The following is a 21,879-nucleotide window of genomic DNA, read 5'->3' as shown; positions in this document are numbered from 1 at the left end:
TATAACATGGTTGAATGGGATTTCGGTGAACATCCTATCAGTAACGAAGAAATTCAAGAAGTTGAAAATACGCTACAAGTAAAGTTTCCAAAAGATTATTTAGAATATGTCAAAAGCTATTCTGGCGCTACCCCAACTCCTGAGACTTTTGATTTTGAAGGAAGAAAAGGGATTGCTTTCGGATACTTACATAGTTTCCATGAGGATAGTGAGTCATACATAATTAACGTTTCTAATCGTTATCGAGACGGCAGAATGCCAGATAAAGTAATTCCTATTGCGGATGATGTGTTTGGTAATGAGATCTGCTACGATTTTAGAAAGAATCATAGTAATCCCCCTCTTGTTTTTTGGGATCATGAAATTGCATTTGAAAACCCAGAGGGTGCTCTGAGTCACATATGTAATTCGTTTACGGAATTGGTAGATAAGCTCTACGAAGAATAGAAACAAAAAGTCCATATAAACAAAGCCCTTCCCTTTTGAGAAGGGTTTTTTGTTATTTCGATAATATTTCCAGTTTTACTTTCGTTTTTGGTCCGTAAATTCCGTCAGCAGTTAACCCGTATATAGATTGGAACCGTTTGACCGCATTTGCTGTTTTGGGACTATACGTGTTAAGTGGTTTTAGCACTTTGATTATTGCTTGTATTCGTTGAGTACTCATTTACTTCAAAAGTAAGGATATTCTTAAAGATTACATGATCTTTTCTGTTCTCAAACGGTCCAATATTATTATTGTGCTTGTCAATCTCGTATCTCGAAGGGCCTGTTCCTGAATCTTTTTGATCGTACCAGTTAATGAAATCATTTACCTCTTCCATCGAAAGATCAAATTCTTTTTCAAGTCCTGTTGTCATTGTTATAGTAAGGATAGCTCGATCACCCTCACTGTGCTGATCAGATGTTGGTTTATCTGATGTATCGGTATTCCCATCTGTTTGAGCATTGGTAGAAAACATCTCGACAGAATCTAAAACACCTAGTTTTGCATTTGTTATTGGATCATATTTAGATTGCCCACCAATAATATAAAGATCCTGTCCAATAGTTGCTGCTCCAGCCGCCATTCTAGCATTCTTAATTTCTTTAAACTCTGATATTGTATTGTCTTTTGGATTGTATACTTGGACTTTTGCGGAAACCTCTTTATTGCTAGTTGCTCCACCTATGATGTAAACTTCCCCATTTAATACAGTAGATGCAGCAAATGCTACACCAGTAATTAAATTTTGTTTTTCCAACCACGAATCAGTACTCTGATTGTACTCATAAATAACATCATAGGTTGTTTTCGGAGGTATCAAATTTTGATCAGAGCCGCCCATTAAATAAATTTTATTGTCTACAGTCTGTACTGTTGCACCATGTATTGATAAAGGTAAATCATTTTTTTAGACCATGATTTTTGCTCTGTATCGTAACAATAGTTAGATGAAGGACCCTCATTGTTCCCCCACACCACATAAATTTTATTGCCGATAACTGCTGCAGAACCAAAACTTGATCCTTTAACAGGCATATCTGTTCCTTTCTCCCAAGTATCATTTTGAGTATCGTATATTAAAACGGTCTGTAGTTGAACACGTGTGCCATTGCTCCAATAAGACCCTCCAAGTACATATATCTTTTCCCCTACCACAACAGCTGAACCTGATGATACAATTTGAGGCATACTTTTTTTCTGTATCCATACATTACTTTTCGGGTCATAAACATAAGTTGTACTCGTAGAATTTCCGTTATAGGTTCCTCCCAACACATAAATTTTCCCGTTAACACTTGCTGTCATAGCAGAGGTACGACTTTCAGGTAAATTAGCCTTCGGCACCCATTCTTTTGAATCTGATGATGTTTGTTCTGCCTGCACTGGTACATAACTTACTAACACAGCAAAAGCTAAAATTACAAAAACCACTAACAAGCTTTTTTTCACATATATCTCTCCTAACTTTTAATAGCACGCCATTTAATGTATCGGTTATTTTTTTATTCTTTCAAATTAATTTTTCAAGCTTTGCTTTTGTCTTCGGTCCGTAATAGCCATCTATTCCGTTGTCCTTTGCCCCTTTGTCTGGATAGTAATAGAGAGCCGTCAACGCTGTTTGAATCTGTTTTACGGCCGTCCCCTTAGTTAAGGGGCTTGTCACTTTTAAAACGCCTGACGGCAGCGTGTAAGATGATTTCTTTCCGTTGGACGGAGAGCTGGCCGAGCCAGTCAACTTTAATACTTGACCGGCTTTGATAAAGTTCGGGTCCTTGATACCGTTCAAGCTTTGCAGGGTTGCCATGCTTACGCCTGTTTTCTGTGCAATGACAGAAAGGGCATCTCCTTTCTTCACGGTGTACGTCGCCCCGCCGATCTTGAATTCTGTTTTCGCAGGTGAAGATGTGGCACCGCTTATGCCGGCCTTAAAAGAGTCCCAACGATCAAGTAGCTTACGAGGACAATACTTACCGGACCAGTGTTGGTGAGGGTCCACGTTTGCAAGGGAAATGCCCTGCTCCTTCATGAGCTTTTTGATCAGTCATTGAGCATTCGCCACGGCTTTCTCAAAATCCCCATCGCTATTCTCGCAAATTTCAATGCCGATAGATTTCCGGTTGCCGGTTCCGCGGTTTCCGTCTCCCGCGTGCCATCCGTTTTCATTCAATGGCAGATGCTGATAAATCTCTTTGTCGTCTACTGTAAAGTGCCAGCTGGTGGGTGCTTCCGGATTTTTCTCATAACGGGCGTGCATGGCTGCGCTTGCCCCTTGTGCCGTGTTTGCCGTGTTATGAACTGTGATGTTGCCGGGTTCATTGCGTATCCCGGTCTGTTATTGTGCCCCACTGGAATAAAGTCTCTAGTGATTTTCACCATGTTTTATCGTCTCCTTTTGAGTAATAAAATAAGCCGCTGAATTTACTCAGCAGCTTTGTCCTCTTTTTCTGTTTTCTGATCGTTGTCGCTTTCAATTACGTGAAGCCGGTCAGTGATGACGGCCGGAATTTTAACGCCGATCTGTGCCAAATTTTCCGTGATGGACAGGCCCTCATTTGCGATATAAAAAAGAACGGTTGCAAAGGTCATGACGCCGTTCAGATCCATAATCGTATCAATAGCATTTGCCACGATAACCACAAGGAAACTGAGCATTTTACGGACATAGCCGAACCATGCGATCCGGCTGCGAAGCTCCTTGAATTTCCATGCTTTTATCATACCGGTAATGATGTCAATGATGTTCAGCACCAGCATTAAATATAGTAAGGTTTAAAGATTCAATTTTAAAAAATACAATAAGTAATAAGAGATTTTTTACTTTCGAAATGCTTTTTGTAATTCTTCAATAATTTCTTTTTGCTCTTTTTGTTTTCTGTCAACAGCTGTGTTGCCTTGATCGCTTGCAAGGTTCATCATTTTCCTTATTCTTCTATGAGTACACATTCTTAATATTTTTGAAATCTGCTTAACTGGTTTACTAAACTCCTTCAAATGCTGATTGTTGAATTGTAAATTAGTTTCTGTTATATGAAAATTATCAAAAAAATCTTGACTTACCAAAATAGCACCAGAGATTTGATCTTCTGTTTCCTTTTTTTTAAAGACTATTTCCAAAACTCCTGTTTTCCCAGGTTCTAGAGTTACTAATGGTTTAGATAAGTAATGTTGATCTCCCTTTTTATTTCCACCTTTTACGGTGATAATTAAAAAGGTTTTTAAAGCTACCCCTTTTCCATAGTTCTTCACTTCAAAAGAAATAGTAACTTTTTGATTCTCGAGTCTCTTTTTTATATTGCTAGCTATTAGACGGGGAGCATCGTTAATTTGAAGATTTTTACGTGTTAAGAAATAACTAGATAAAGATATAAGAGCTGCAAAACTACTTATAATGAGAGGTACTATAGCCAAATTATTCATCCTTTTTTTATTCATTATACATAAAAAAGGAATTAAGAAACAATAACGTCCTCCCTATTGGATTGAAAAAACAGCCTAATAATGTTGTTTTAACCTCTCCCCACACTCATACTGTTAACCGCCAATAGTCTACCCTGAGTTTTACCGGACGCAGTTTACAGAGAATATAAAAAAGCACCTTAATAGAGGTGCAATTTTATTCATTATTATATTATTGAGAGTTATCACTTGAATTACTTTGATTTTCAAACTCATTTACTCTGTCCATAAAATATTCTAGGTTCCTATCAAAATAATAATAATTTATCAGCATAATCATTATTAGAGCACCGTTACCACTTTCAAGTATTATCGTTTTTACGCTGAGTAAGTTTAGATCTGTACAACAGAGGATTATTATAGTCATAAATGACAGCATTAAACTTGTAAGCAAGCCCCTTCTTCCATGTAGTTGCCCTAAACGATAACTGTATATGTTTTTGATTCCCTTACCAAGTTCTTCTTCAACGATTCGCTTGTCTATCTTAAACTCTCTATCAAAGTAAACTAACCATTTTCTTTTTCTGTATTCAGGAATTACAAACCACAAAAACAAGCTAATCTGATGAATGATATGCCCTAAAATTATTCCTAGTGCTGCTGCTAGTGCAGTAAAGCCTACAAGCGAGAAACCTTTATACTTTAGAATTTGGGGTATATACCCTGGTTCGTTTATTAAGTACAACAGGGTTATAAATATCATAAACACCCATCCTGGTAATCCCCATCTTACTAAATATTTCGATTCAAAATTCAACTTAATCGCCCCCACCTTATTATCGGTGAAAGAAAAGGACAAAGAAACAATATGCAAAATTTGTCGAAAGAAAGTTCAAGATAAATTTAATCATTAACCTCCTTATGCTAATTGCTTATTAAATTGATCTCACATATACTCCGAGAGGAAGGCCAAGTATAGCAAGATCGCACAATGAACCACGATAATACTATTCCCCGATACGGCCGCCGCAGACTAGCTGCTATCCAGGCTCAGAATGTTCCTCTCATTCGACTTCATTCCTCAACAACTTTGTTCCGTATCCGGATTCGCCATTTATAAGGGTTAGGCGCGTCACCCGTGTTTTGTTGATAGGTTAAGTTTATCGAGATTTCAAACATATATAGTCTCCCCTTTTCTCCCCCAATTTGTCCCCTGTTTTGTCGGGAATTTGTCGCTTATTTGTCGTTTTCCCACCCAAATAAAATAAACAAAAAAGAGCAGACCGAAGTCTGCTCCCTTCAAAAGTTTATGATTTGTCATTATCAGATAGCCTTAGAACCGTAATACTCAATAATATTAAGCCTATAAACGTGCCGTATTTTCCGGTATCTATATCTGTGAGTGGAGCTACAATATATTCAATCAGGAATATAATAATAGCTATTGAGACTAATATACGATTCATTTGACATTACCACCTTAATAATTAACCATTTCTCCAAGGTACAACAACAGGGGTACCAATTATCCAATTATAAGAAATTCCGTACTTTCCATTATCGGATACTTTTTTTATGGCATACTTACCAGCAAACATTGCCCCTGCAATTGCTCCAGCATATACTGAAATCCCAGGTATTTTTTTTATCAATGCTGCTATCCCGGCGATAGCCCCTGCCATACCGTCAGCATCCTCAACAATATCTAAGAATTTTTTAATTACACACGAATTCATGCTCACCTTGACTATAGGAATTGCTACCGAAACACCTTGTTTCCCTCTACATTTTGCTAGAGTTGACATCTCACTTGATTCATCGGAAATATTAACTGTAGCAGAATCGACTAGTGTTCGATGGCCATCAGTTAACAAATATTGATCAACTTTAATCGACTCTTTAGAGGTTCCTTTATCTAGAGTTTTTTGATCAATAAAATACTGTTTTCCGCCATATTCGATTGTATAAGATGCTTCACCTTCAGACTGACTTATAACATTCATTCCAGAAACATTGGTTTTTACCTTTTCATTCATCGATGTCTTAGCATAAGAAGGAAGTGCAAATCCGCAGACTAAACTCAATACAAGAAGCAAGCTTACTATTTTTGTTTTCAAATTATTATCCCTCCTTTAAGGAGACTAACATAGTCATAATGAAAAATACACCATATAACGTTAAAATAGGAAATCTCACCTACACAACTGCTTACTACAAAAAAGCACTCAGATTATTCCGAGTGCTGTAGCAATGCGTAAAATGGCACGCTGTTTCATAATAGGTGTCCTTCTTCATGCCGAGTTCCATATAAATATGAATGTCTTTCGTTTGGCTGGCTGCTAAGTATTTTTTCTCAATGATCATGCGTTCTTCATCGTCCAGGCTGTTTTCTAACGCCCTTTCCATCTGCTTAACCTTCAGTTCATTTAATATGAAAGAATCTCTGATTGAAGGAAACGGGCTGATACCAGCGTCAACCGATTCCTTCAAAAATTTAAAGAAGAGTCTAAGTGTGGTTTTTCCACAAAAAAGAGGTTCAATTGGCTGTAGCTAAAAAAGAAAAACGAATGGATCATCAACCCTACTATTTTAAAAATTACCTGCAAGACCGGTTAAAAGAGTATAAATTAGGATCAGTGCGTAAAAACACTTTTGAATTACATAAACGAAACATAAGTAATCATATCATTCCGTACTTCAAAGACATTCACATTAGACATAAAATCAATCCTCTACCAAAAATTTATCAACCACCTTTGCGAACAAAATATAGTAAATGAACCATCGAAATTATCCATGGAACAATGCGAAATACGATGGAGAAAGCAGTAATATTAGGAAAGCTTGAAAAACCCTTGTTATGGTATCGAGATTAAAACAAATAAAAAACGAGAATACAATATGGAGTTTATCAATAGCGATGACATACCTTTTTTTCGTGTAGCATATGAATGAGGATTATATCTCCAAATTATGGAGTAATTTTTTATTGTTTTGTGGGTGATACTTGATTTATATTAAGATGTTAAACTTGTTAAGAAACCAAAAAATCCCCTGACACCAATAGTGCCAAGGGATTGAGAGATTAATACTGAGACATGTATTGTTCGCGCTCCCACGGATGAACCTGTGTGCGGAACATATCCCATTCGATTTCTTTTGCTTCGATGAAGTGTTCGAACAGGTGCTCGCCGAGTGCTGCAACCATGACTTCGTTTGATTTGAATTCGTCGAGAGCTTCCGCCAGTGTCGCCGGAAGATCTACGATGCCGTTTTCCATGCGCTCTTCTTTGCTCATGACGTAGATGTTGCGGTCAATCGGAGCCGGTGCTTCAAGTTTGTTTTTGATTCCGTCAAGGCCTGCTGCAAGCAATACGCTTAACGCCAGGTACGGGTTTGCCGCCGGGTCTACGCTGCGGACTTCAACACGCGTGCTGATGCCGCGGGAAGCCGGGATACGGATCAGCGGGCTTCTGTTTTGCGCGCTCCATGCCACGTAGCAAGGTGCTTCATAGCCCGGAACAAGGCGTTTGTAAGAGTTCACTGTCGGGTTTGTGACAGCCGTAAAGCTTGTCGCGTGTTTTACGATACCGGCAATGAAATGTTTTGCTGTTTCACTCAGCTGAAGATCAGCGTCTTTATCAAAGAACGCGTTAACGCTATCTTTAAAGAGTGATAGGTTGCAGTGCATACCGGAACCGTTTACGCCGAACAGCGGTTTTGGCATGAATGTCGCATGCAGACCGTGTTTGCGGGCGATCGTTTTGACAACCAGTTTGAAAGTTTGGATGTCGTCACAAGAACGGATGGCACCGGCATATTTAAAATCGATTTCGTGCTGACCCGGAGCAACTTCATGGTGAGATGCTTCGATTTCAAAGCCCATTTCTTCAAGCTCAAGCACGATATCGCGGCGGCAGTTTTCTCCCAAGTCAGTCGGAGCCAGGTCGAAGTATCCGCCTTTATCGTTCAATTCAAGCGTCGGTTCGCCTTTTTCATCTAATTTAAACAGGAAGAATTCAGGCTCAGGTCCAAGATTGAAATCGCTGAAACCGAGTTCTTTCATTTCTTTCAGAATCCGTTTGAGGTTGTTACGCGGGTCACCTTCGAACGGCGTGCCGTCCGGATTGTAAATGTCACAGATGAAGCGTGCTACTTTACCTTTTTCAGCCGTCCATGGGAAGATTACAAATGTGTTCAGATCAGGGTATAAGTACATATCAGACTCTTCGATACGGACGAAACCTTCGATGGAAGAACCGTCGAACATGCATTTATTATCAAGTGCTTTTTCAAGCTGGCTCACAGGAATTTCCACGTTTTTAATCGTTCCGAGAATGTCTGTGAATTGAAGGCGGATATACTTTACGTTTTCCTCGTTTACTAATTTTACGATGTCTTCTCTTGTGTACTTTGCCATTTCGTAAAACTCCTCCTCTAAAAGGTAAATGTATATAGCAAAACAGTTGCTAACGGATTAATGAAAGAATCGGGACATGTCACCTTGGCGGAAAGTATTTCCCCGCTGGAAACGGCCTGCCTGCATCAGTTCGTTTTTCAGAAGCTTTCTGAGTTCGTCATCAGACAGATTGTGCTTCATCGGTTTGGCGGTTTTTTCGGATTTTTCTTCCGGTTCGGCAGATGCCTTATCCAGAATTTGTTTGATCCCCGCCATATTGACGCCTTGTTCAATCAGATTTTTGATTTCTAACAGTTTATCTACATCATGGAATGAAAATAATCGTCTATTTCCTTCGCTTCTCGCTGGAAATATCAATCCATTTTCCTCATAATATCGAATTTGCCGGGCAGAAAGTTCTGTTAACTGCATGACAATCCCAATTGGAAATAAAGGCATTGAGCGGCGAATGTTATCACTCATCTCAATTTCCTCCTTTTCTTATCTTAGTCTCATTATAGGTGATGTTATATTTTGTGTCAACACAATGTAAGGAATCTTAACATCAAATTCTTTGAAAATTGCAAACGGCCTAAATCAGCTCTTTTTCCATTAAAGCATTTACGGCGCTGCAAATCGCATTTTTCACGTGCGCGTAGGTTAATCCTCCTTGGACATACGCGACATAAGGCGGTCTGATAGGTCCATCTGCTGATAATTCAATGCTTGCTCCCTGTACGAAAGTGCCCGCTGCCATAATGACATCGTCTTCATATCCCGGCATATAGCTCGGATAAGGCGTCACATGCGCATTAATCGGTGAAGCATATTGTATCGCCTGGCAAAAAGCGATCATCTTATCAGGGTCCTGAAACTCAACTGATTGAATCAGATCCGTTCTCGGCGCATTCCATGCAGGGTTTGACGTAAAGCCGAGCTTTTCAAGAAAACGGGCGGTAAATACCGCTCCCTTCAAGCTTTGCGCCACTACATGCGGAGCGAGAAAGAAACCTTGATACATTTCCTGCAGTGAATAAAGCGAAGCGCCGGCTTCACTTCCGATTCCCGGTGAGGTCATCCGGTAAGAGCAGGCCTCAATCCACTTGGCTTTCCCTACAAGATAGCCGCCCGTTTTAGCAAGGCCGCCGCCCGGGTTTTTGATCAAGGAGCCGGCCATAAGATCCGCTCCGACGTGGCAGGGTTCCCGCTCTTCTGCAAATTCTCCGTAGCAATTGTCCACAAAAACAATGACATCTTCTTTGATTTCCTTTACGAAACGAATCATCTCTTCAATTTCATTTATTCTGAAAGACGGACGATTCGCATATCCTTTTGAACGCTGGATGCCGATCACTTTTGTATTCGGCCGGATTGCAGCCCGGACCGCTTCAAAGTCCACTCTGCCTTCTGATGTTAAATCGACTGCATTGTATCCGATTTGAAATTCCTTAAGCGAGCCTGAATACTCCCCGCCTCTTACTCCGACGATTTCCTCGAGTGTATCGTAAGGCTTGCCTGTTATATAAAGCAATTCGTCCCCGGGTCTCAGCACACCAAAGAGCGCGATTGAAATCGCATGCGTTCCGGAAATGATTTGCGGCCGCACGAGTCCCGCCTCTCCTCCGAACACATCAGCATAGATCTTCTCCAGTGTATCTCGTCCGATATCATCATAACCGTATCCGGTTGAAGGCGTAAAATGCGTATCGCTTACTTTATGTTTTCTGTAGCTTTGCAGGACTCTCCATTCATTCCGTTCACTGATTTCTTCTATTCTTTTATGAACGGCGGAGATTTCCGCTTCTGTTTCTTCGGCGGTTTTTTGTAAAAGAGCGCCGTGGGTCAGTGTATCAAACATGTTGTGTATACCTTCCTTACATGAATTTCTTCAGTTCTCCGAGTATGCTTTGTTCTTCCTGTACATAACCTGAGACTTCGTAGCGTTCATTTTCTTCATTAAAATAAAGGCTGTCGATCATGGTCTCTGATTTGATGCGTGACATCAATTTGCCTTCGGCGGCAGGCACATGAACTTCATACGGCGTCATCAGCTCCCGGCGCAAATAAGCTTCGATTTCCGCTTTTAGTTTTGCTTCATCCCCGGCGATTCTGGCGCTGATCATGATGTGGCCTTCTCCCGCTGTCGGGATGAAGTCAGGAAGTGTCTCATCACGTTTGTTATAGGCGGTCAGCACCGGAATATCATCTGCCTCAAGCTCTTTTAACAGACCGAGGACCGTCTGTTCATGCCCGGCATAATCTTCATTGGATGAATCAATGACATGAATGATCAAGTCTGCTTCCTTCACTTCCTCAAGCGTTGAGCGGAAAGCGGCAATCAGCGTCGTCGGCAAATCCTGAATGAAGCCGACCGTATCAGACAAAAGGACGCTGTAGCCGCTCGGGAGCGCCATCTTTCTCGTCATCGGATCAAGTGTTGCAAACAGCAGATCTTCTTCATAGCTGTCTGAACTTGTTAATTGATTGAACCATGTTGATTTTCCGGCATTGGTATACCCGACGAGTGCAGCCTGAAGCACGCCGTTCTTTTTACGTCTCTCCCGATAACGGCTTCTGTGGCGGATAACCGTTGAAAGCTGCACGTTAATTTCGTGTATGCGGTTTCTAATGTGGCGCCGGTCTGTTTCAAGCTTTGTCTCACCGGGCCCTCTCGTCCCGATTCCGCCGCCTTGTCTTGAGAGATTGATTCCTTGTCCGCTTAGACGGGGCAGCGCGTATTGAAGCTGGGCCAATTCGATCTGAAGCTTTCCTTCTCTCGTCTTCGCTCTTTTTGCGAAAATATCCAAAATAAGCTGCGTGCGGTCGATGATCTTCGCTTCAATTGCAGTGGCGAGTGATTTAAGCTGGCTCGGTGACAGTTCATCATTAAAAATGATCAGATCCGCTTCAAGCTCTTCACACAGCGCCTTCAGCTCGTCTACTTTCCCCTTGCCTATATATGTAGCGGCATCCGCTCTGTTCCGTTTTTGCGTAATCCGGGTCAGCACCGTTCCGTCAGCCGTTTTTGTCAATGAAGCAAGCTCTTCCATGGAATGTTCAAAGTGCTCATCTGTCATGTGCGGAAGCTGGCAGCCGACCAAAATGACCGTTTCTTTTTTTCCTTCCTGTTCGTTCAAATGGATGTTCCTTTCTGTGTCGTATTGGGCAGTAGTACTATCATACCAAACCCGCAGGGCGTATACCACACATCCGGCGGGTTTTAAAGAGAGAAATAAAAAAGAGACCCCTCAAACCGGCTGAGAGGTCTATTCGTAAGCTGCCGCCTCATCTTTTATAAGTAAATCCTGGCTCTTGATCGTCATTAAATCGTTTTTTAAGTATTGATCTCCCATTAAAAGTCTCATGGCCTGAGCGCGGATTGATTTTTCAATCACGTTTCTGACAAAGCGCCCGTTGCTGAATTTAATGGGGCTTGTCGTGCTTTTCACTGTCATTAAGTAATCTTTTAACTTCCACTCAGCTTCCTGGCTTAATTGATACTCCCGCTCTGCTATCATGCGCTTTGCGATGTCCATCAGCTGAGTGACAGAGTAATCCGGAAAATCAATGCTGATAGGGAAACGCGATTGCAGGCCGGGATTTAATGACAGGAAATGTGTCATTTCTCTCGAGTACCCTGCCAGGATCAGAATAAATTCATGCTGTTTGTCTTCCATATGCTTGAATACGGTTTAATCTTTTATGTTGATTATCAGAATCCTCTTCTGGTTCATCCTCAGTAAAATCAACTTTTTGACTCCTCTCCCCATTTAGTGTTTTGTTTTTCCAAACAACCTCCATATGATCGTCATCATACAATGTGACCTTTTCGATGAAAAAGTCTAAGAAGTTTCTTTTCTCACTCATTGATAAATCCTTGTCAACCATTTCAGCAAAAGAATTCATGTACTTGATTGTTTTTTCGTTTCTGTCCTCCACTTTCTTGTTTGCATTTAACTGTGATTGCAGTATTTCTAATTCATTTTCAACATGTTCTTTATTTAGCTCTAATGGTTTTGTTAATTCATCGAACATGCTTTCTTTTATTTTGCCTTTACCAAAGAGGATTACGTAATTGGCTATTTCCGATTCGATTTCCTCAAGTTGTTTTTGTAACCGACTAATCTTGATTTTTATCTCCTCGATACTTTTTTCATTAGATGCTTCTTCTAAGAATTGATCCAAGAATTTTTTTGGATTCTTAATTAGTTTCTTAAACCATTTCCAAAAAACTTCGTCTACAATGTCTACTCTCCAGTTCTTTCCTTGGCATTTAAATAGCTCTTTGCCATTTTGATATGCTTTTGCGTTTTTATTTCGACATGAATAATATTTATAAGTTCCCGATTTCGTTTTTGATGTTATGCCTGAACCACAAGAGCCCCCACATCTTCCACACACGGCTTTTCCTTTTAGTAAGTAATCGCGTGTTGATCGACTTCTTCCTTTGAAATTTGCTTTTAATTGTTTAATGATTTGATCCCGAGTCTCATGATTCCACATCGGAGGGATTTTAATAAGAATCCATTCCTCTTTAGGTGTTGCTATTTGTTTTTTCTTCCCGTTTACTTGAACCACTTTTGACTTACCATAATAAAAGTCTCCAGTATAGTCTTCATTTTGTAACATCCTGCTTACCGTGGACTGGAACCACGTTTTACCGTTCGGAGCTGCCACACCCCTTCTAGAAAGTTCTTTAGCAATTTCGTTTGAAGATAATTTTTTATTAATCAACATGTCCTTCATCTCTAACAATACTTCTTTTTCCTCTTCATTGTACTCTGGAAGGTCTGTTACTGTATTAAACTTGTAACCGTACAACCTTTTAAATGAAGGAAACTCACCTTTCTTTGCTTTTGCAAGGCGTCCACGTTTTGAGTTTGCATGTATTTTCGCTTTGTTGTATTGAGCAATAGATCCTTGAATGTTGTACATTAGCATCGATTCAGGATCATTCGGATTCACTTCAAACTCGATAAACTCAATGTCAACGCCCATCCCCCAGATTCTCCGTGAAATAACTCCTTGTAAAGTGTTATCCCTTGTTAAGCGATCTGGGTGAAGAACTAAAAATTTCTTACCTAATCCCTTTTGGAGTAAATAAAGAGCATGATTTAGAGCCGGTCTATTAGGATCATCGCCCATTCCTCCTGGTTCAACTAAAGCAATCAGCTCACTGTCCTTGTAACCGAATTTGCTCATAGCCCTTTCTTTGCACCTATCCAACTGTGACTCAATTGAGAAACCTTTTTTAGCTTGATCTGTGGTTGATACCCTTGCATAAATTAGCGCATTTACTTTTCCAATGAGGGACATAATCTGCTCAGTATTTAATTTTTGATCACCTTTTAATATAAGCAATGTCATCTTTCCCCCTATTGTTTAATCTTTTACGTCTGTACATGTTAAGAAGTATACCATCATAATCGACGGTATACTTAAGTCTTAGGCTTTTTTGTACTTGTACATAAGCATTGCAGCAAAATCATAAAACTCCTTGCCCCCCATTACCTCATCAATCCATTCACGCACACTCTCTGTTACTTCTGTGGTTACTTTGTAATTCTCTGGGCACTCTTTTCGCTTGCTCATTGATGTATCACCCCTATTGATGACTTGCCATCAATGTATGATTTATTGGGGTTGTCCAATGCATTGGATCTTTTAATCAAATCATCGCAAAGTTTGTTCAAATAATATGTATAGTTAACTTTTTTCTTCATCCAGCGTATTTCAGTACCGATCTCTTCACATATGGAAATCGGAATGCTGGACTTGTTTACTTTATTCTTATATGTATGTGGTAACTGATTTTCAGCTATGGTCTTATATGTAAGGAAATCATTAATATGTACGAAATAAACCTTATTCTCAGGCTCTCTAAATTGAAACAGAAAACCAGGAATTATGTTCGGATATTGCGCTGCCTCTTTTAAGTGTTTAATCTGTTGCGGCTTTATGATCTTTTCACTAAAAGACACAGACTTGTTCTTTGTTGATTTAAGTTCAAATGGAAACAGATATCCTTTAATGTGTAAGAAGCAATCATATTTGTTTTTAGATACCGCTGCACCCTTTTTTAAAAACATTGGATTAACATCTTTAATTCTGTAGAAGAACAGCTTTTGATCTGCAGCTGATTTTTCTATGTTTGCTTCAAAAACCTTACCTTGGTTTGTACCTCCCAATCAATCACTCTCCTAAATTATTGAAACCAAAATTGAAATTAGAATAGACCTTTGCTACACTGTTTTATGTTAATTAATATTGAAAGAAGTGTATGAAATGAAGCAATGGACACCCCTGCGCCCTCGTTTAAATGAATTAATGTTTGAATATGACCTCACAGTTGATGACCTTTTCAAACGTACAGGATACCCGAGACAACGTATCCACGATTATATAAGTGGAGCAAAAGCAAATATGAACTTAGCTACAGGAATGACTTTTGCTGATGCCATTGGTTGCTCAATTGAAGAGCTGTACGAATGGAACCATGAAGAAAGAAGAAAAGTTAAATCTTAATTCCTTTTCGAGCCCATCTGATTTCCTGCATCAATTCTTCATTATTATCCGAAAGGTTGATTAGGTTACGGTGGGCTCTTTCGTATTCTTTGTTCTCGAGAGCTTCTTTCACCGTACCCATTTGTCTTTCCATTTTGTTGAACAGTATTTGAATTGTTTTATATTCCTCGTTTATACCTTTCACCTCATTTTATTTTTATCCTAAATAACCTTATAATGTGTCTGTGGTATTCCATAATCATTCCCTTTGCAAAAAACCGTTCCTGTGTCAGGTGTAATTACCTCTTTGACTACCCATTCGCTTCCAACAGGGTAGATAATGTTGCCCCAATGACCTTGTGCTTCCTTTTTTACTCTAACTGTGTCCCCTTTCTTAACTATTGACATGACCGCTTCCTCCCTTTATGCCTTTCATTAAAAGACCGATTTTATCTAATGTTCACTTCACTTTATTTGATTCAAAAGACAAGTGTATCCGTATCCAATAAAGCGCATCGTTTGCTTCATGAAAATCACCTTTAAAAAAATTCTTCGCCGCACTCTTTAATAAGAAAAAAATATGTCTCCAGTCGTCAGACTTAAAACTCATAATCCTCTTTATCATTGAAATAACCCTCCCCATATTACACCTGCTGCAATTGCAACAATGAAAACTGAAACAAATTTTATTACACCAATATACACTGCAAATTTAATATCCCCTTCGGAATCCACATTTGCTAAAAACACAAGCCCAAATACAACTAATAAAACCCATGCAGTAACAATCAGATCACTCGCCCTCCTTTAATTAACTGGTTGCAGATATTAATATATTCTTGAATACTATTAATAATCGTGATGATACAGCTCCTTACCTCTTCTGGTTCTTTAAAATCCATCTCACATTTAAGACAGTATTCATCGAACTCAATCATTGCAAGAAATTGATCATTGCTTGGTAAATTTTCAAAATCAATTTTCTTTAATCTTTGGATGCCCTTTTCCCTAATCCATTCAATAAAGGAATAATCAACATTGTTTTTTGCTGCTGCGATTTTTAAAAACTCATGAATATCAGAAGAGTTCTCAATATTGAAATAAATGTGGAGACTCTCTTTCATGAGATCAAACAATCTCAAAAGAGCTTCATTAATGTTATTGCCTGGTTTAACTTCAAAATTTAAATCAAACCATGTTCCTGTATTTTTGTTCTTCATTTAACTCCTCCCGATATAATTCGATTATTTCTGGTGTTCGTTGAAAGAAATTGATAATACAACCTCTAGCATCATCAGGATACTGACAATCAACCTCTGCGCCAGATATGTATATGTCATATTCAATACTGGAAATCAATTGAGGGTTATAGGGCAGATTCATCTGTAAATACCTTTTCAAATTAGGCAGTTGCTCTCTGACAAAATCCATGAATAACCTCTCATACTTAGGAACCTTTTCATAAATCTTGTTAACGTGCTCTTCAATTGTGTTCGCTTTCTCTTTGTAGAGGTTTTCGAACAACATTTTATTAATGACCATCAGTTCACTTAAAGCCTTAACAGCCTTCTTATCTCCAGATAGAGTAACTCCCCACCATTCATCCAAATGCACTTAATCATCCTTTCTATATAGAATCAACCTTTTATTTTAATTTAACTCATTTAACATTCAGAGCCTTTTCTATGGTTTCAAACGCCTCTAATAATGCATATTCATCTTTATACATTGCAGACGATAAATTCTTTTGTATAGTTGCTCTACAGACTTTTAACGCCAACTCATAATGTTTGTTTTTATCCCGAAGATTCTTGATTATATTGATAGCCTTCTTTGCAATTTTTACTACATCTTCATCTACTTCTAAATCGTCAGCTAAATCATATAACTCAATTAATGCTTTATCTACCAATTTCGTGACTCCCTTTGTATAAATCCAAAATTCCGTACATTATAACAAGATTTTCACATCTGTTGCAGATACTAATAAATCGCGCTTATTTTCTTTCATTCTTTCCTTTGTATTGAACCAATAAAGACCTTTAACTCCGTGCTCTACTACAAAGCCTTTTATTCTCATATTGCACAATAAATATAATGCTTTCTTTTTGTTTTCATCATTTATTACATGCCTAAAATCTTTCATGTATACCACCTCTCAATAAGATAAATTTTTGATTTAAATCTCAAATGACTTTACTTCAAAAGTTTTATATGAATCTACTTCTCTATCGGGTATCACGTTGACACACGGATAATTATCATAGTCATCCGGATATCCAATACAGTTCATGTGAAAGCTCGTTCCCTCTTTGTCAAATTCAGCTTGTAAATGATCATGGCCACAAATCCAATGTTTTGCGTTAATGAACGGTACTTCAACCATATAGCATGTATTAGGCTCAAACGGGGAATAAGGATTGTGAACAGGTGGGACATGTGAAACAAATACATCGATGTGAGAGTTTTCAAGAGTGTCATACCAATTCATTGACTCTTTCCACATGGCTCTTACTCCATCTTCTTTGCTGTATCCATTAACGGTGATGTAGTTTGAATCATTAGAGACTCCTTTGAAAAAATCCCATCCTTCATTTCCTTTTGGTAGATACCACATAACATCTCCTGCGAAGACTTTCCCTTTGTATGTATCCGTTGATTTAATCAGTGGAGTTACATTCTTGATGTCGGCAGCCTTCTTAATTAAATCGTTCACCCTTCCCAATGAATCGGAAAATTTTCGCTGCTGATTTTTGCTGAGTAAATAAAGATCATGATTTCCATATGTAAAGTAAACCTTGTCATAATGCTTTGCTACTTCATCAAGAACCCATAACGTTTGTTGGTTCCATTCAGTGAAATCTCCGGCAATGATTAATATTTCTCCATTTCCATTAGATATTAGCCTTCTAATAATCTCCCTTGTCCGCTTCTCCCATTTGATTTGGTTGTTGTTCCAAGGTATCCAATGGTTAATATGGAGGTCAGAAACGTAATCAATTTTCATATTGTCCTCCTTCCATTAAACATTAGTATTAAAGAAATCAATTACTCATCCTCGACCAATAGTCATTTGAAATCAAATGCATAATCTCAGAAAAACTCTCCATAATATGATCGAACAAGCTTGTTTACATATTAATTTAGGAGATGATCACATGCCTCAACAAAACAGATCAAGATCAAACAATAATAATGAGTTAGTTGTACCGCAAGCTGCGTCAGCAATTGAACAAATGAAATTCGAAATAGCTCAAGAGTTTGGTGTTCAATTAGGGGCCGAGACTACTTCTAGAGCCAATGGTTCTGTTGGTGGAGAAATCACTAAACGTTTAGTTCGCTTAGCTCAACAACAAATGGGTGGTCAATTTCATTAATTTTATGAGGGGTTAATCCCCCTCTTTTTTCATGCCCCTCTTCCGAATCCGTATAGAACTAATAGCATCACATTTACCTCGGAAACTCTCATATAACCACCTCGATCATCACTCTAAAGCCTACAACCATTCTTCTCTCAGCCATTTATAAATTTTTTCTCCGACCTCTGTGTCATTCCATCCCCATTCTTCTGCTAACAAATGAATATCTCTCGGCAGGTGTTTATGTATTTGAACTACAGATGTTGGATCTGGTTTTTTGCCATAGTAATCATAATAACAATCGTGAATCTGGTCATATACTTCTTCGTCTATCCACACATAATGACAAACCGCACACCCTGAAATCCCCTTTGGACAAGGTATTTTTATCCTATACCTGCCATTGATTTTCTCCATAGCTCGCGACTCCTCTTCATAAAATACAGATTTCATATTAACTTAGTCGTAATAACTAATTTCTTTTTTATCCATCACTTTTCGGATTATTCGCTCATGTTTCGATCTCCTTCTTTTGTTGCTTCCTTTAACTTTTGGTGCTTGAAACATTCCATCGCAAGTCCAATCATATCCGCTATACTTTTTAAACACCGTCGTCTTCAGGCGTCTATGATACGTCACTCACCTCCCACCTCTTCGCGTGAGTCGTCGATAATCGTTAGGTCGGCACTGTCTATAAAGTCGTAACCTCCGCTCATGTATCGGAACTTGCCGTCCTCAATTTCTTTTATCTGTTCTTCGTAACTGTCGCCGAAAAGTCTGCCTTCATACCGATAATAGCTCTCTTCGTACTTTCCGCAAACAACATCGCCCACACGAATCTCAGTCGGCGGCGGAGCGTTCAAGTATTCGTGTGGCACCGCCAAGCCTAACGCACGTCTTAGCGCAATCGCCTTTCCGATGTGAACGTTGAAGCAGTCGTCAGGTACGGCTTTTGCTCGACCGACATGAATGGGTCTACCTGATATGAAGCCGAGACGGCCGATAGGATAGATTAATGCGCTTACCTTCCGCTTGTTGGAACTGACCTTAAACTCAACCGAATAATAATACTCTCTATACGTCAAATTTCCGAGCCTGGTCGATCTTGACGACTGCTTTCCGTACGCCTTCAAATTCCCAACGTCCGCCTTTGCCATCTCAACGATTTCATCGCGTAGGGCTTGGGCGCTTTTCTCCGGCTTCCATAAACGTTCCTCTAACGTCGTACAGATCGGAGTCACATCGCCAGATATAATAACAACGTCTTGATTCGTTTTTGCGTAGTGAACTACGAATCTATATGAATATGCTCCACCAATAACGACATCTCCAAAACGAGATTTATAGCCTAAATATTTATCGTCCTTCTTTTCAAATACCGTATTCGCATTATTGATCACCGTTTGATTTACGTTTTTCATTCCTTATCTCCTCCACTTCCAATTAAATTAATTTGATTCTCAATTTCTTCAATAAATCCCTCTAAAGCTTCTTCATCAACCATAACTTGTTCATCATGGACTTTAACAATTTCTTTTATCCGGCCATCCATATTTCTAAACTCTTCTGCTTGCTGCACAGTAAACATTGCTCTGTATTTCTTTATGTATAAAAGAAAATCTTTAAGTACTCCGATCTCCCCAATTTTGTGGAGATTAAAATTTTCCTGTTCCACTTCTAGCCGGAGTAGAGCTGCCTCCTTTTCTAAAACATCAATTTCAAGTTGCTCTTTCTTTGACAACAATTCTTGCTCTTTTTGTTGCAACTAATCACCTCCTTATAAGGGTTAAGTATGTATTCACAATGTGAATGTGGATTATGTTTTTAAACTGATTAATACTGTAAGTGCTTGTTTTTCTTTTTGCTAATTCTATACTCTGCAATTTTTAGTGATTCAAGAGTCCATCCGTTATTGTTTAAACTCCCGAAAAGTGTGTTCAATAATTGAAGTTCTTGTTTTAAGTTCCTTCTCTTTCTTAATATCTTTTGACCTTTTAACGAAAGATGATATCCCTCTGAAGCATTAAATTTGTCTTCTTCTAGCTTGTGATAAAATTCATTGAGCTCTTTATCAACTTTCCCGAGCTCTTTATAAAGGTTATCAATTTCATTTTGAAGTCGTTGTTTAGTCTCCTCAATTGCTGCAAGAGGTTTTGAAATGGAAACAAGATAATCTGTTGCAGTTTTCATATCGTTACTCCTATTTATTATTTTATTTTTACTCTAAAAGTATGTAAAAAAAAGACAAGCTTTTAACTTGTCTTTATCTTATCATTCAACTTCTCGGATGTCTATAACTATTTTATTTTTATCCTTAAATTTTTTTGAGTAAGTCACAAATGAATAATTAAATGTGGTATTGTTGTCTTCTTTTCTGTGATCCTTTTCGATTACTCTCCAATCGTCATTTAACCAGGGAAAATATGAATCTGCCTTCGCAGCGACTGAATCAACAATCGTTAAATAAACCTTGTCTGCATGTGGTAAGAATGCCTCGTATATAGCGCCTCCTCCAATAACCATTACTTCTTCATTTGTATCCAATTGACCACGTATAAGCTTTAAAACATCGTCAACCGAATGGTAAACGAATGAAGAGTGATCAGGCTTGAAATCCTTATTTTTGGTCAGTATGATATTCTTTCGGTTTTGAAGTGGCTTTCCTGTAATGTTTACGATCGTTTCATATGTAAGCCTTCCCTGAATACACAACTTTCCTGTAGTGAGTTCTTTAAAACGTTTCATGTCTTCAGGAATATGGTAAAGCAAATTATTCTCATACCCAATGGCCATTGATTTATCGCAGCAAGCAATAAGAGATAGCATTATACTGCTACCTCAAAGTAAAGCTTGTCTCCATGCTTATAATTAATCAGTTTGAAATCGTCAATTGTGAAATCATAAAAGTCTTTTACATCCGGATTAATCCATAGCTCAGGTGCTTCGTATTGCTCTCTTTCCATTTGAATTTTCAAATTGTCTATATGACGAGTGTATACGTGACAGTCTCCAATATTGAAGACATATTCACCTAGCTCATAGCCAGTAACTTGAGCAATCATACGCTGCAAAACATTGTACTGGAACACATTAAACGGATTCCCTAAAGCCATGTCATTGCTACGAGCTCTTACCTCTAAGGTAAGCTTTCCTTGTTTTATATACCACTGTTTCTCATATACACAAGGTGGTAAAGCCATTGAGTCTAAATCATCAGGATTCCAAAGCATTGTAATATGTCTGCGTGATGATGGATTATTTTTCAACTGATGAAGAAGATAATCAACCTGATCAACTTTTTCACAGTTTAGCACTCTGTTCTTTTTACTAAGCTGATATCCATATGCTTTGCCGATTGTACCATCTTCTTGTTTCCATTGATCCCAGATGTGCACACCCATCTTGTTTAATTCGTTGACATCATTTGATTTAAGCTGCCATATCCAAAGCAATTCTTTGATTGCTGTTTTCCAGGCAACTTTTTTAGTCGTTAAAATTGGTACTTCAGTATTGTCAAATCGCATTTTCCTGCTGATTACACTGAGTGCATTAGCTGGGGTTCCATCTGTATCCCAGTTGGCTCTGACATCGAATTCTTCGTCAGATACTCCATTATTAATTATGTCATTTATGATTGTGTTGTACTGCATATCAAATTGACTCATAATTTCCTTCCTTTCAATTCCATTGTTTGGTAAAATATCCTTGCCCACATAATGGAATGAGGTGATCTT

30 protein-coding genes and 4 pseudogenes are annotated in these 21,879 nt (G+C 38.6%); 4 read left to right on the top strand and 30 right to left on the bottom strand.

Going from position 1 to position 21,879, the window contains the following annotated elements; translation table 11 throughout:
* Positions 1–6 precede the first annotated feature (6 nt).
* Complete coding sequence (locus NYE62_RS09925; RefSeq protein WP_144664880.1) at positions 7–447, top strand: SMI1/KNR4 family protein; 441 nt, start codon at positions 7–9, stop codon at positions 445–447.
* Between the two features lie 52 nt (positions 448–499).
* Here the strand turns inward: NYE62_RS09925 and NYE62_RS09920 are convergent.
* From NYE62_RS09920 to NYE62_RS09880, 9 genes and pseudogenes are all read right to left on the bottom strand, one after another.
* Positions 500–613: pseudogene (locus NYE62_RS09920) on the bottom strand (peptidoglycan-binding domain-containing protein); the annotation flags it as partial.
* Between the two features lie 4 nt (positions 614–617).
* Entirely contained in the window at positions 618–1,244 is a 627-nt protein-coding gene (locus NYE62_RS09915; RefSeq protein WP_342497458.1) for a kelch repeat-containing protein, read from the bottom strand.
* A gap of 101 nt (positions 1,245–1,345) precedes the next feature.
* Positions 1,346–1,936 carry a DUF1668 domain-containing protein gene (locus NYE62_RS09910; RefSeq protein ID WP_342497457.1) on the bottom strand — a complete coding sequence of 197 codons (591 nt, stop codon included), beginning with the start codon at positions 1,934–1,936 and terminating at the stop codon, positions 1,346–1,348.
* A 61-nt stretch (positions 1,937–1,997) separates the two neighbouring features.
* Positions 1,998–2,863 (bottom strand): annotated as a pseudogene (locus tag NYE62_RS09905) (N-acetylmuramoyl-L-alanine amidase).
* 42 nt (positions 2,864–2,905) lie between these two features.
* A complete protein-coding gene (locus NYE62_RS09900) occupies positions 2,906–3,241 on the bottom strand; it encodes a phage holin family protein (RefSeq protein WP_064107798.1) in 336 nt (111 codons plus the stop codon).
* A 60-nt stretch (positions 3,242–3,301) separates the two neighbouring features.
* Positions 3,302–3,895 carry a hypothetical protein gene (locus NYE62_RS09895; protein WP_144664668.1) on the bottom strand — a complete coding sequence of 198 codons (594 nt, stop codon included), beginning with the start codon at positions 3,893–3,895 and terminating at the stop codon, positions 3,302–3,304.
* A gap of 220 nt (positions 3,896–4,115) precedes the next feature.
* Positions 4,116–4,700, bottom strand: a complete 585-nt coding sequence (locus NYE62_RS09890; RefSeq protein ID WP_342497456.1) for a hypothetical protein — start codon at positions 4,698–4,700, stop codon at positions 4,116–4,118.
* 670 nt (positions 4,701–5,370) lie between these two features.
* Entirely contained in the window at positions 5,371–6,000 is a 630-nt protein-coding gene (locus NYE62_RS09885; protein ID WP_041482194.1) for a hypothetical protein, read from the bottom strand.
* A 108-nt stretch (positions 6,001–6,108) separates the two neighbouring features.
* Positions 6,109–6,355: pseudogene (locus NYE62_RS09880) on the bottom strand (ArpU family phage packaging/lysis transcriptional regulator); the annotation flags it as partial.
* Between the two features lie 95 nt (positions 6,356–6,450).
* Between NYE62_RS09880 and NYE62_RS09875 the strand changes: the two are divergent.
* A complete protein-coding gene (locus tag NYE62_RS09875; protein ID WP_260854736.1) occupies positions 6,451–6,663 on the top strand; it encodes a hypothetical protein in 213 nt (70 codons plus the stop codon).
* Between the two features lie 305 nt (positions 6,664–6,968).
* On the opposite strand, the gene glnA is transcribed toward NYE62_RS09875, so the two are convergent.
* The 8 genes and pseudogenes from glnA to NYE62_RS09835 all read right to left on the bottom strand — a co-directional run bounded on the left by glnA (position 6,969) and on the right by NYE62_RS09835 (position 14,470).
* The gene (gene glnA, locus NYE62_RS09870; protein WP_007410365.1) at positions 6,969–8,303 is read right to left on the bottom strand and encodes a type I glutamate--ammonia ligase; all 1,335 of its coding nucleotides are present in this window, start codon (positions 8,301–8,303) and stop codon (positions 6,969–6,971) included.
* A gap of 57 nt (positions 8,304–8,360) precedes the next feature.
* Complete coding sequence (locus NYE62_RS09865; protein WP_007410366.1) at positions 8,361–8,765, bottom strand: MerR family transcriptional regulator; 405 nt, start codon at positions 8,763–8,765, stop codon at positions 8,361–8,363.
* 109 nt (positions 8,766–8,874) lie between these two features.
* Positions 8,875–10,140, bottom strand: a complete 1,266-nt coding sequence (locus NYE62_RS09860) for an aminotransferase class I/II-fold pyridoxal phosphate-dependent enzyme (RefSeq protein ID WP_007410367.1) — start codon at positions 10,138–10,140, stop codon at positions 8,875–8,877.
* A 16-nt stretch (positions 10,141–10,156) separates the two neighbouring features.
* Positions 10,157–11,419 carry a GTPase HflX gene (hflX, locus tag NYE62_RS09855; RefSeq protein WP_042635219.1) on the bottom strand — a complete coding sequence of 421 codons (1,263 nt, stop codon included), beginning with the start codon at positions 11,417–11,419 and terminating at the stop codon, positions 10,157–10,159.
* A gap of 129 nt (positions 11,420–11,548) precedes the next feature.
* Positions 11,549–11,974, bottom strand: a pseudogene (locus tag NYE62_RS09850) (stage V sporulation protein K); the annotation flags it as partial.
* Positions 11,940–13,643: a recombinase family protein gene (locus NYE62_RS09845; RefSeq protein ID WP_342497455.1), complete on the bottom strand. Its 1,704-nt coding sequence runs from the start codon at positions 13,641–13,643 to the stop codon at positions 11,940–11,942. The gene NYE62_RS09845 and the pseudogene NYE62_RS09850, both read right to left, overlap by 35 nt.
* Positions 13,644–13,727: 84 nt before the next feature.
* Positions 13,728–13,874, bottom strand: a complete 147-nt coding sequence (locus NYE62_RS09840; protein WP_021493449.1) for a hypothetical protein — start codon at positions 13,872–13,874, stop codon at positions 13,728–13,730.
* Positions 13,871–14,470: a Holliday junction resolvase RecU gene (locus NYE62_RS09835; protein ID WP_342497454.1), complete on the bottom strand. Its 600-nt coding sequence runs from the start codon at positions 14,468–14,470 to the stop codon at positions 13,871–13,873. The genes NYE62_RS09840 and NYE62_RS09835 overlap by 4 nt, the downstream gene beginning before the upstream one ends.
* Positions 14,471–14,567: 97 nt before the next feature.
* On the opposite strand from NYE62_RS09835, the gene NYE62_RS09830 reads away from it, so the two are divergent.
* Entirely contained in the window at positions 14,568–14,807 is a 240-nt protein-coding gene (locus tag NYE62_RS09830; protein WP_014470254.1) for a helix-turn-helix transcriptional regulator, read from the top strand.
* Here the strand turns inward: NYE62_RS09830 and NYE62_RS09825 are convergent.
* The 7 genes from NYE62_RS09825 to NYE62_RS09795 all read right to left on the bottom strand — a co-directional run bounded on the left by NYE62_RS09825 (position 14,797) and on the right by NYE62_RS09795 (position 17,793).
* Positions 14,797–14,982: a hypothetical protein gene (locus NYE62_RS09825; RefSeq protein ID WP_322823946.1), complete on the bottom strand. Its 186-nt coding sequence runs from the start codon at positions 14,980–14,982 to the stop codon at positions 14,797–14,799. The genes NYE62_RS09830 and NYE62_RS09825 overlap by 11 nt on opposite strands.
* 26 nt (positions 14,983–15,008) lie before the next feature.
* Positions 15,009–15,194 (bottom strand): hypothetical protein, encoded by a 186-nt coding sequence (locus tag NYE62_RS09820; protein ID WP_342497453.1) that lies wholly within the window; start codon positions 15,192–15,194, stop codon positions 15,009–15,011.
* Between the two features lie 380 nt (positions 15,195–15,574).
* Positions 15,575–16,006, bottom strand: coding sequence for a hypothetical protein (locus NYE62_RS09815; RefSeq protein WP_342497452.1), 432 nt, complete (start codon positions 16,004–16,006; stop codon positions 15,575–15,577).
* On the bottom strand, positions 15,975–16,394 hold the full coding sequence (locus tag NYE62_RS09810; protein WP_342497451.1) for a hypothetical protein: 420 nt from the start codon (positions 16,392–16,394) through the stop codon (positions 15,975–15,977). The genes NYE62_RS09815 and NYE62_RS09810 overlap by 32 nt, the downstream gene beginning before the upstream one ends.
* 52 nt (positions 16,395–16,446) lie before the next feature.
* Positions 16,447–16,698 (bottom strand): hypothetical protein, encoded by a 252-nt coding sequence (locus tag NYE62_RS09805; RefSeq protein ID WP_342497450.1) that lies wholly within the window; start codon positions 16,696–16,698, stop codon positions 16,447–16,449.
* 39 nt (positions 16,699–16,737) lie between these two features.
* Positions 16,738–16,932, bottom strand: coding sequence for a hypothetical protein (locus tag NYE62_RS09800; RefSeq protein ID WP_342497449.1), 195 nt, complete (start codon positions 16,930–16,932; stop codon positions 16,738–16,740).
* Positions 16,933–16,965: 33 nt separating this feature from the next.
* On the bottom strand, positions 16,966–17,793 hold the full coding sequence (locus tag NYE62_RS09795) for a metallophosphoesterase (RefSeq protein WP_342497448.1): 828 nt from the start codon (positions 17,791–17,793) through the stop codon (positions 16,966–16,968).
* A 151-nt stretch (positions 17,794–17,944) separates the two neighbouring features.
* Between NYE62_RS09795 and NYE62_RS09790 the strand changes: the two genes are divergently transcribed.
* Positions 17,945–18,163: an alpha/beta-type small acid-soluble spore protein gene (locus NYE62_RS09790; RefSeq protein ID WP_328182085.1), complete on the top strand. Its 219-nt coding sequence runs from the start codon at positions 17,945–17,947 to the stop codon at positions 18,161–18,163.
* 120 nt (positions 18,164–18,283) lie between these two features.
* On the opposite strand, the gene NYE62_RS09785 is transcribed toward NYE62_RS09790, so the two are convergent.
* The 6 genes from NYE62_RS09785 to NYE62_RS09760 all read right to left on the bottom strand — a co-directional run bounded on the left by NYE62_RS09785 (position 18,284) and on the right by NYE62_RS09760 (position 21,810).
* Entirely contained in the window at positions 18,284–18,562 is a 279-nt protein-coding gene (locus tag NYE62_RS09785; protein WP_342497447.1) for a hypothetical protein, read from the bottom strand.
* A 218-nt stretch (positions 18,563–18,780) separates the two neighbouring features.
* A complete protein-coding gene (locus NYE62_RS09780; RefSeq protein ID WP_342497446.1) occupies positions 18,781–19,566 on the bottom strand; it encodes a hypothetical protein in 786 nt (261 codons plus the stop codon).
* Complete coding sequence (locus tag NYE62_RS09775; RefSeq protein WP_342497445.1) at positions 19,563–19,910, bottom strand: hypothetical protein; 348 nt, start codon at positions 19,908–19,910, stop codon at positions 19,563–19,565. Before NYE62_RS09775 ends, NYE62_RS09780 begins: the two co-directional genes overlap by 4 nt.
* Positions 19,911–19,978: 68 nt before the next feature.
* Positions 19,979–20,335 carry a hypothetical protein gene (locus NYE62_RS09770; protein WP_061573841.1) on the bottom strand — a complete coding sequence of 119 codons (357 nt, stop codon included), beginning with the start codon at positions 20,333–20,335 and terminating at the stop codon, positions 19,979–19,981.
* An 81-nt stretch (positions 20,336–20,416) separates the two neighbouring features.
* Complete coding sequence (locus NYE62_RS09765) at positions 20,417–20,971, bottom strand: dihydrofolate reductase (RefSeq protein ID WP_095353306.1); 555 nt, start codon at positions 20,969–20,971, stop codon at positions 20,417–20,419.
* Positions 20,971–21,810: a thymidylate synthase gene (locus NYE62_RS09760; RefSeq protein ID WP_342497444.1), complete on the bottom strand. Its 840-nt coding sequence runs from the start codon at positions 21,808–21,810 to the stop codon at positions 20,971–20,973. The genes NYE62_RS09765 and NYE62_RS09760 overlap by 1 nt, the downstream gene beginning before the upstream one ends.
* Positions 21,811–21,879 lie beyond the last annotated feature (69 nt).

It is taken from the genome of Bacillus sp. FSL K6-2861 (genome assembly GCF_038630725.1).
GTDB classification, from domain to species: Bacteria; Bacillota; Bacilli; order Bacillales; family Bacillaceae; genus Bacillus; species Bacillus velezensis.
This window is presented reverse-complemented; position numbering and strand designations above follow the sequence as displayed.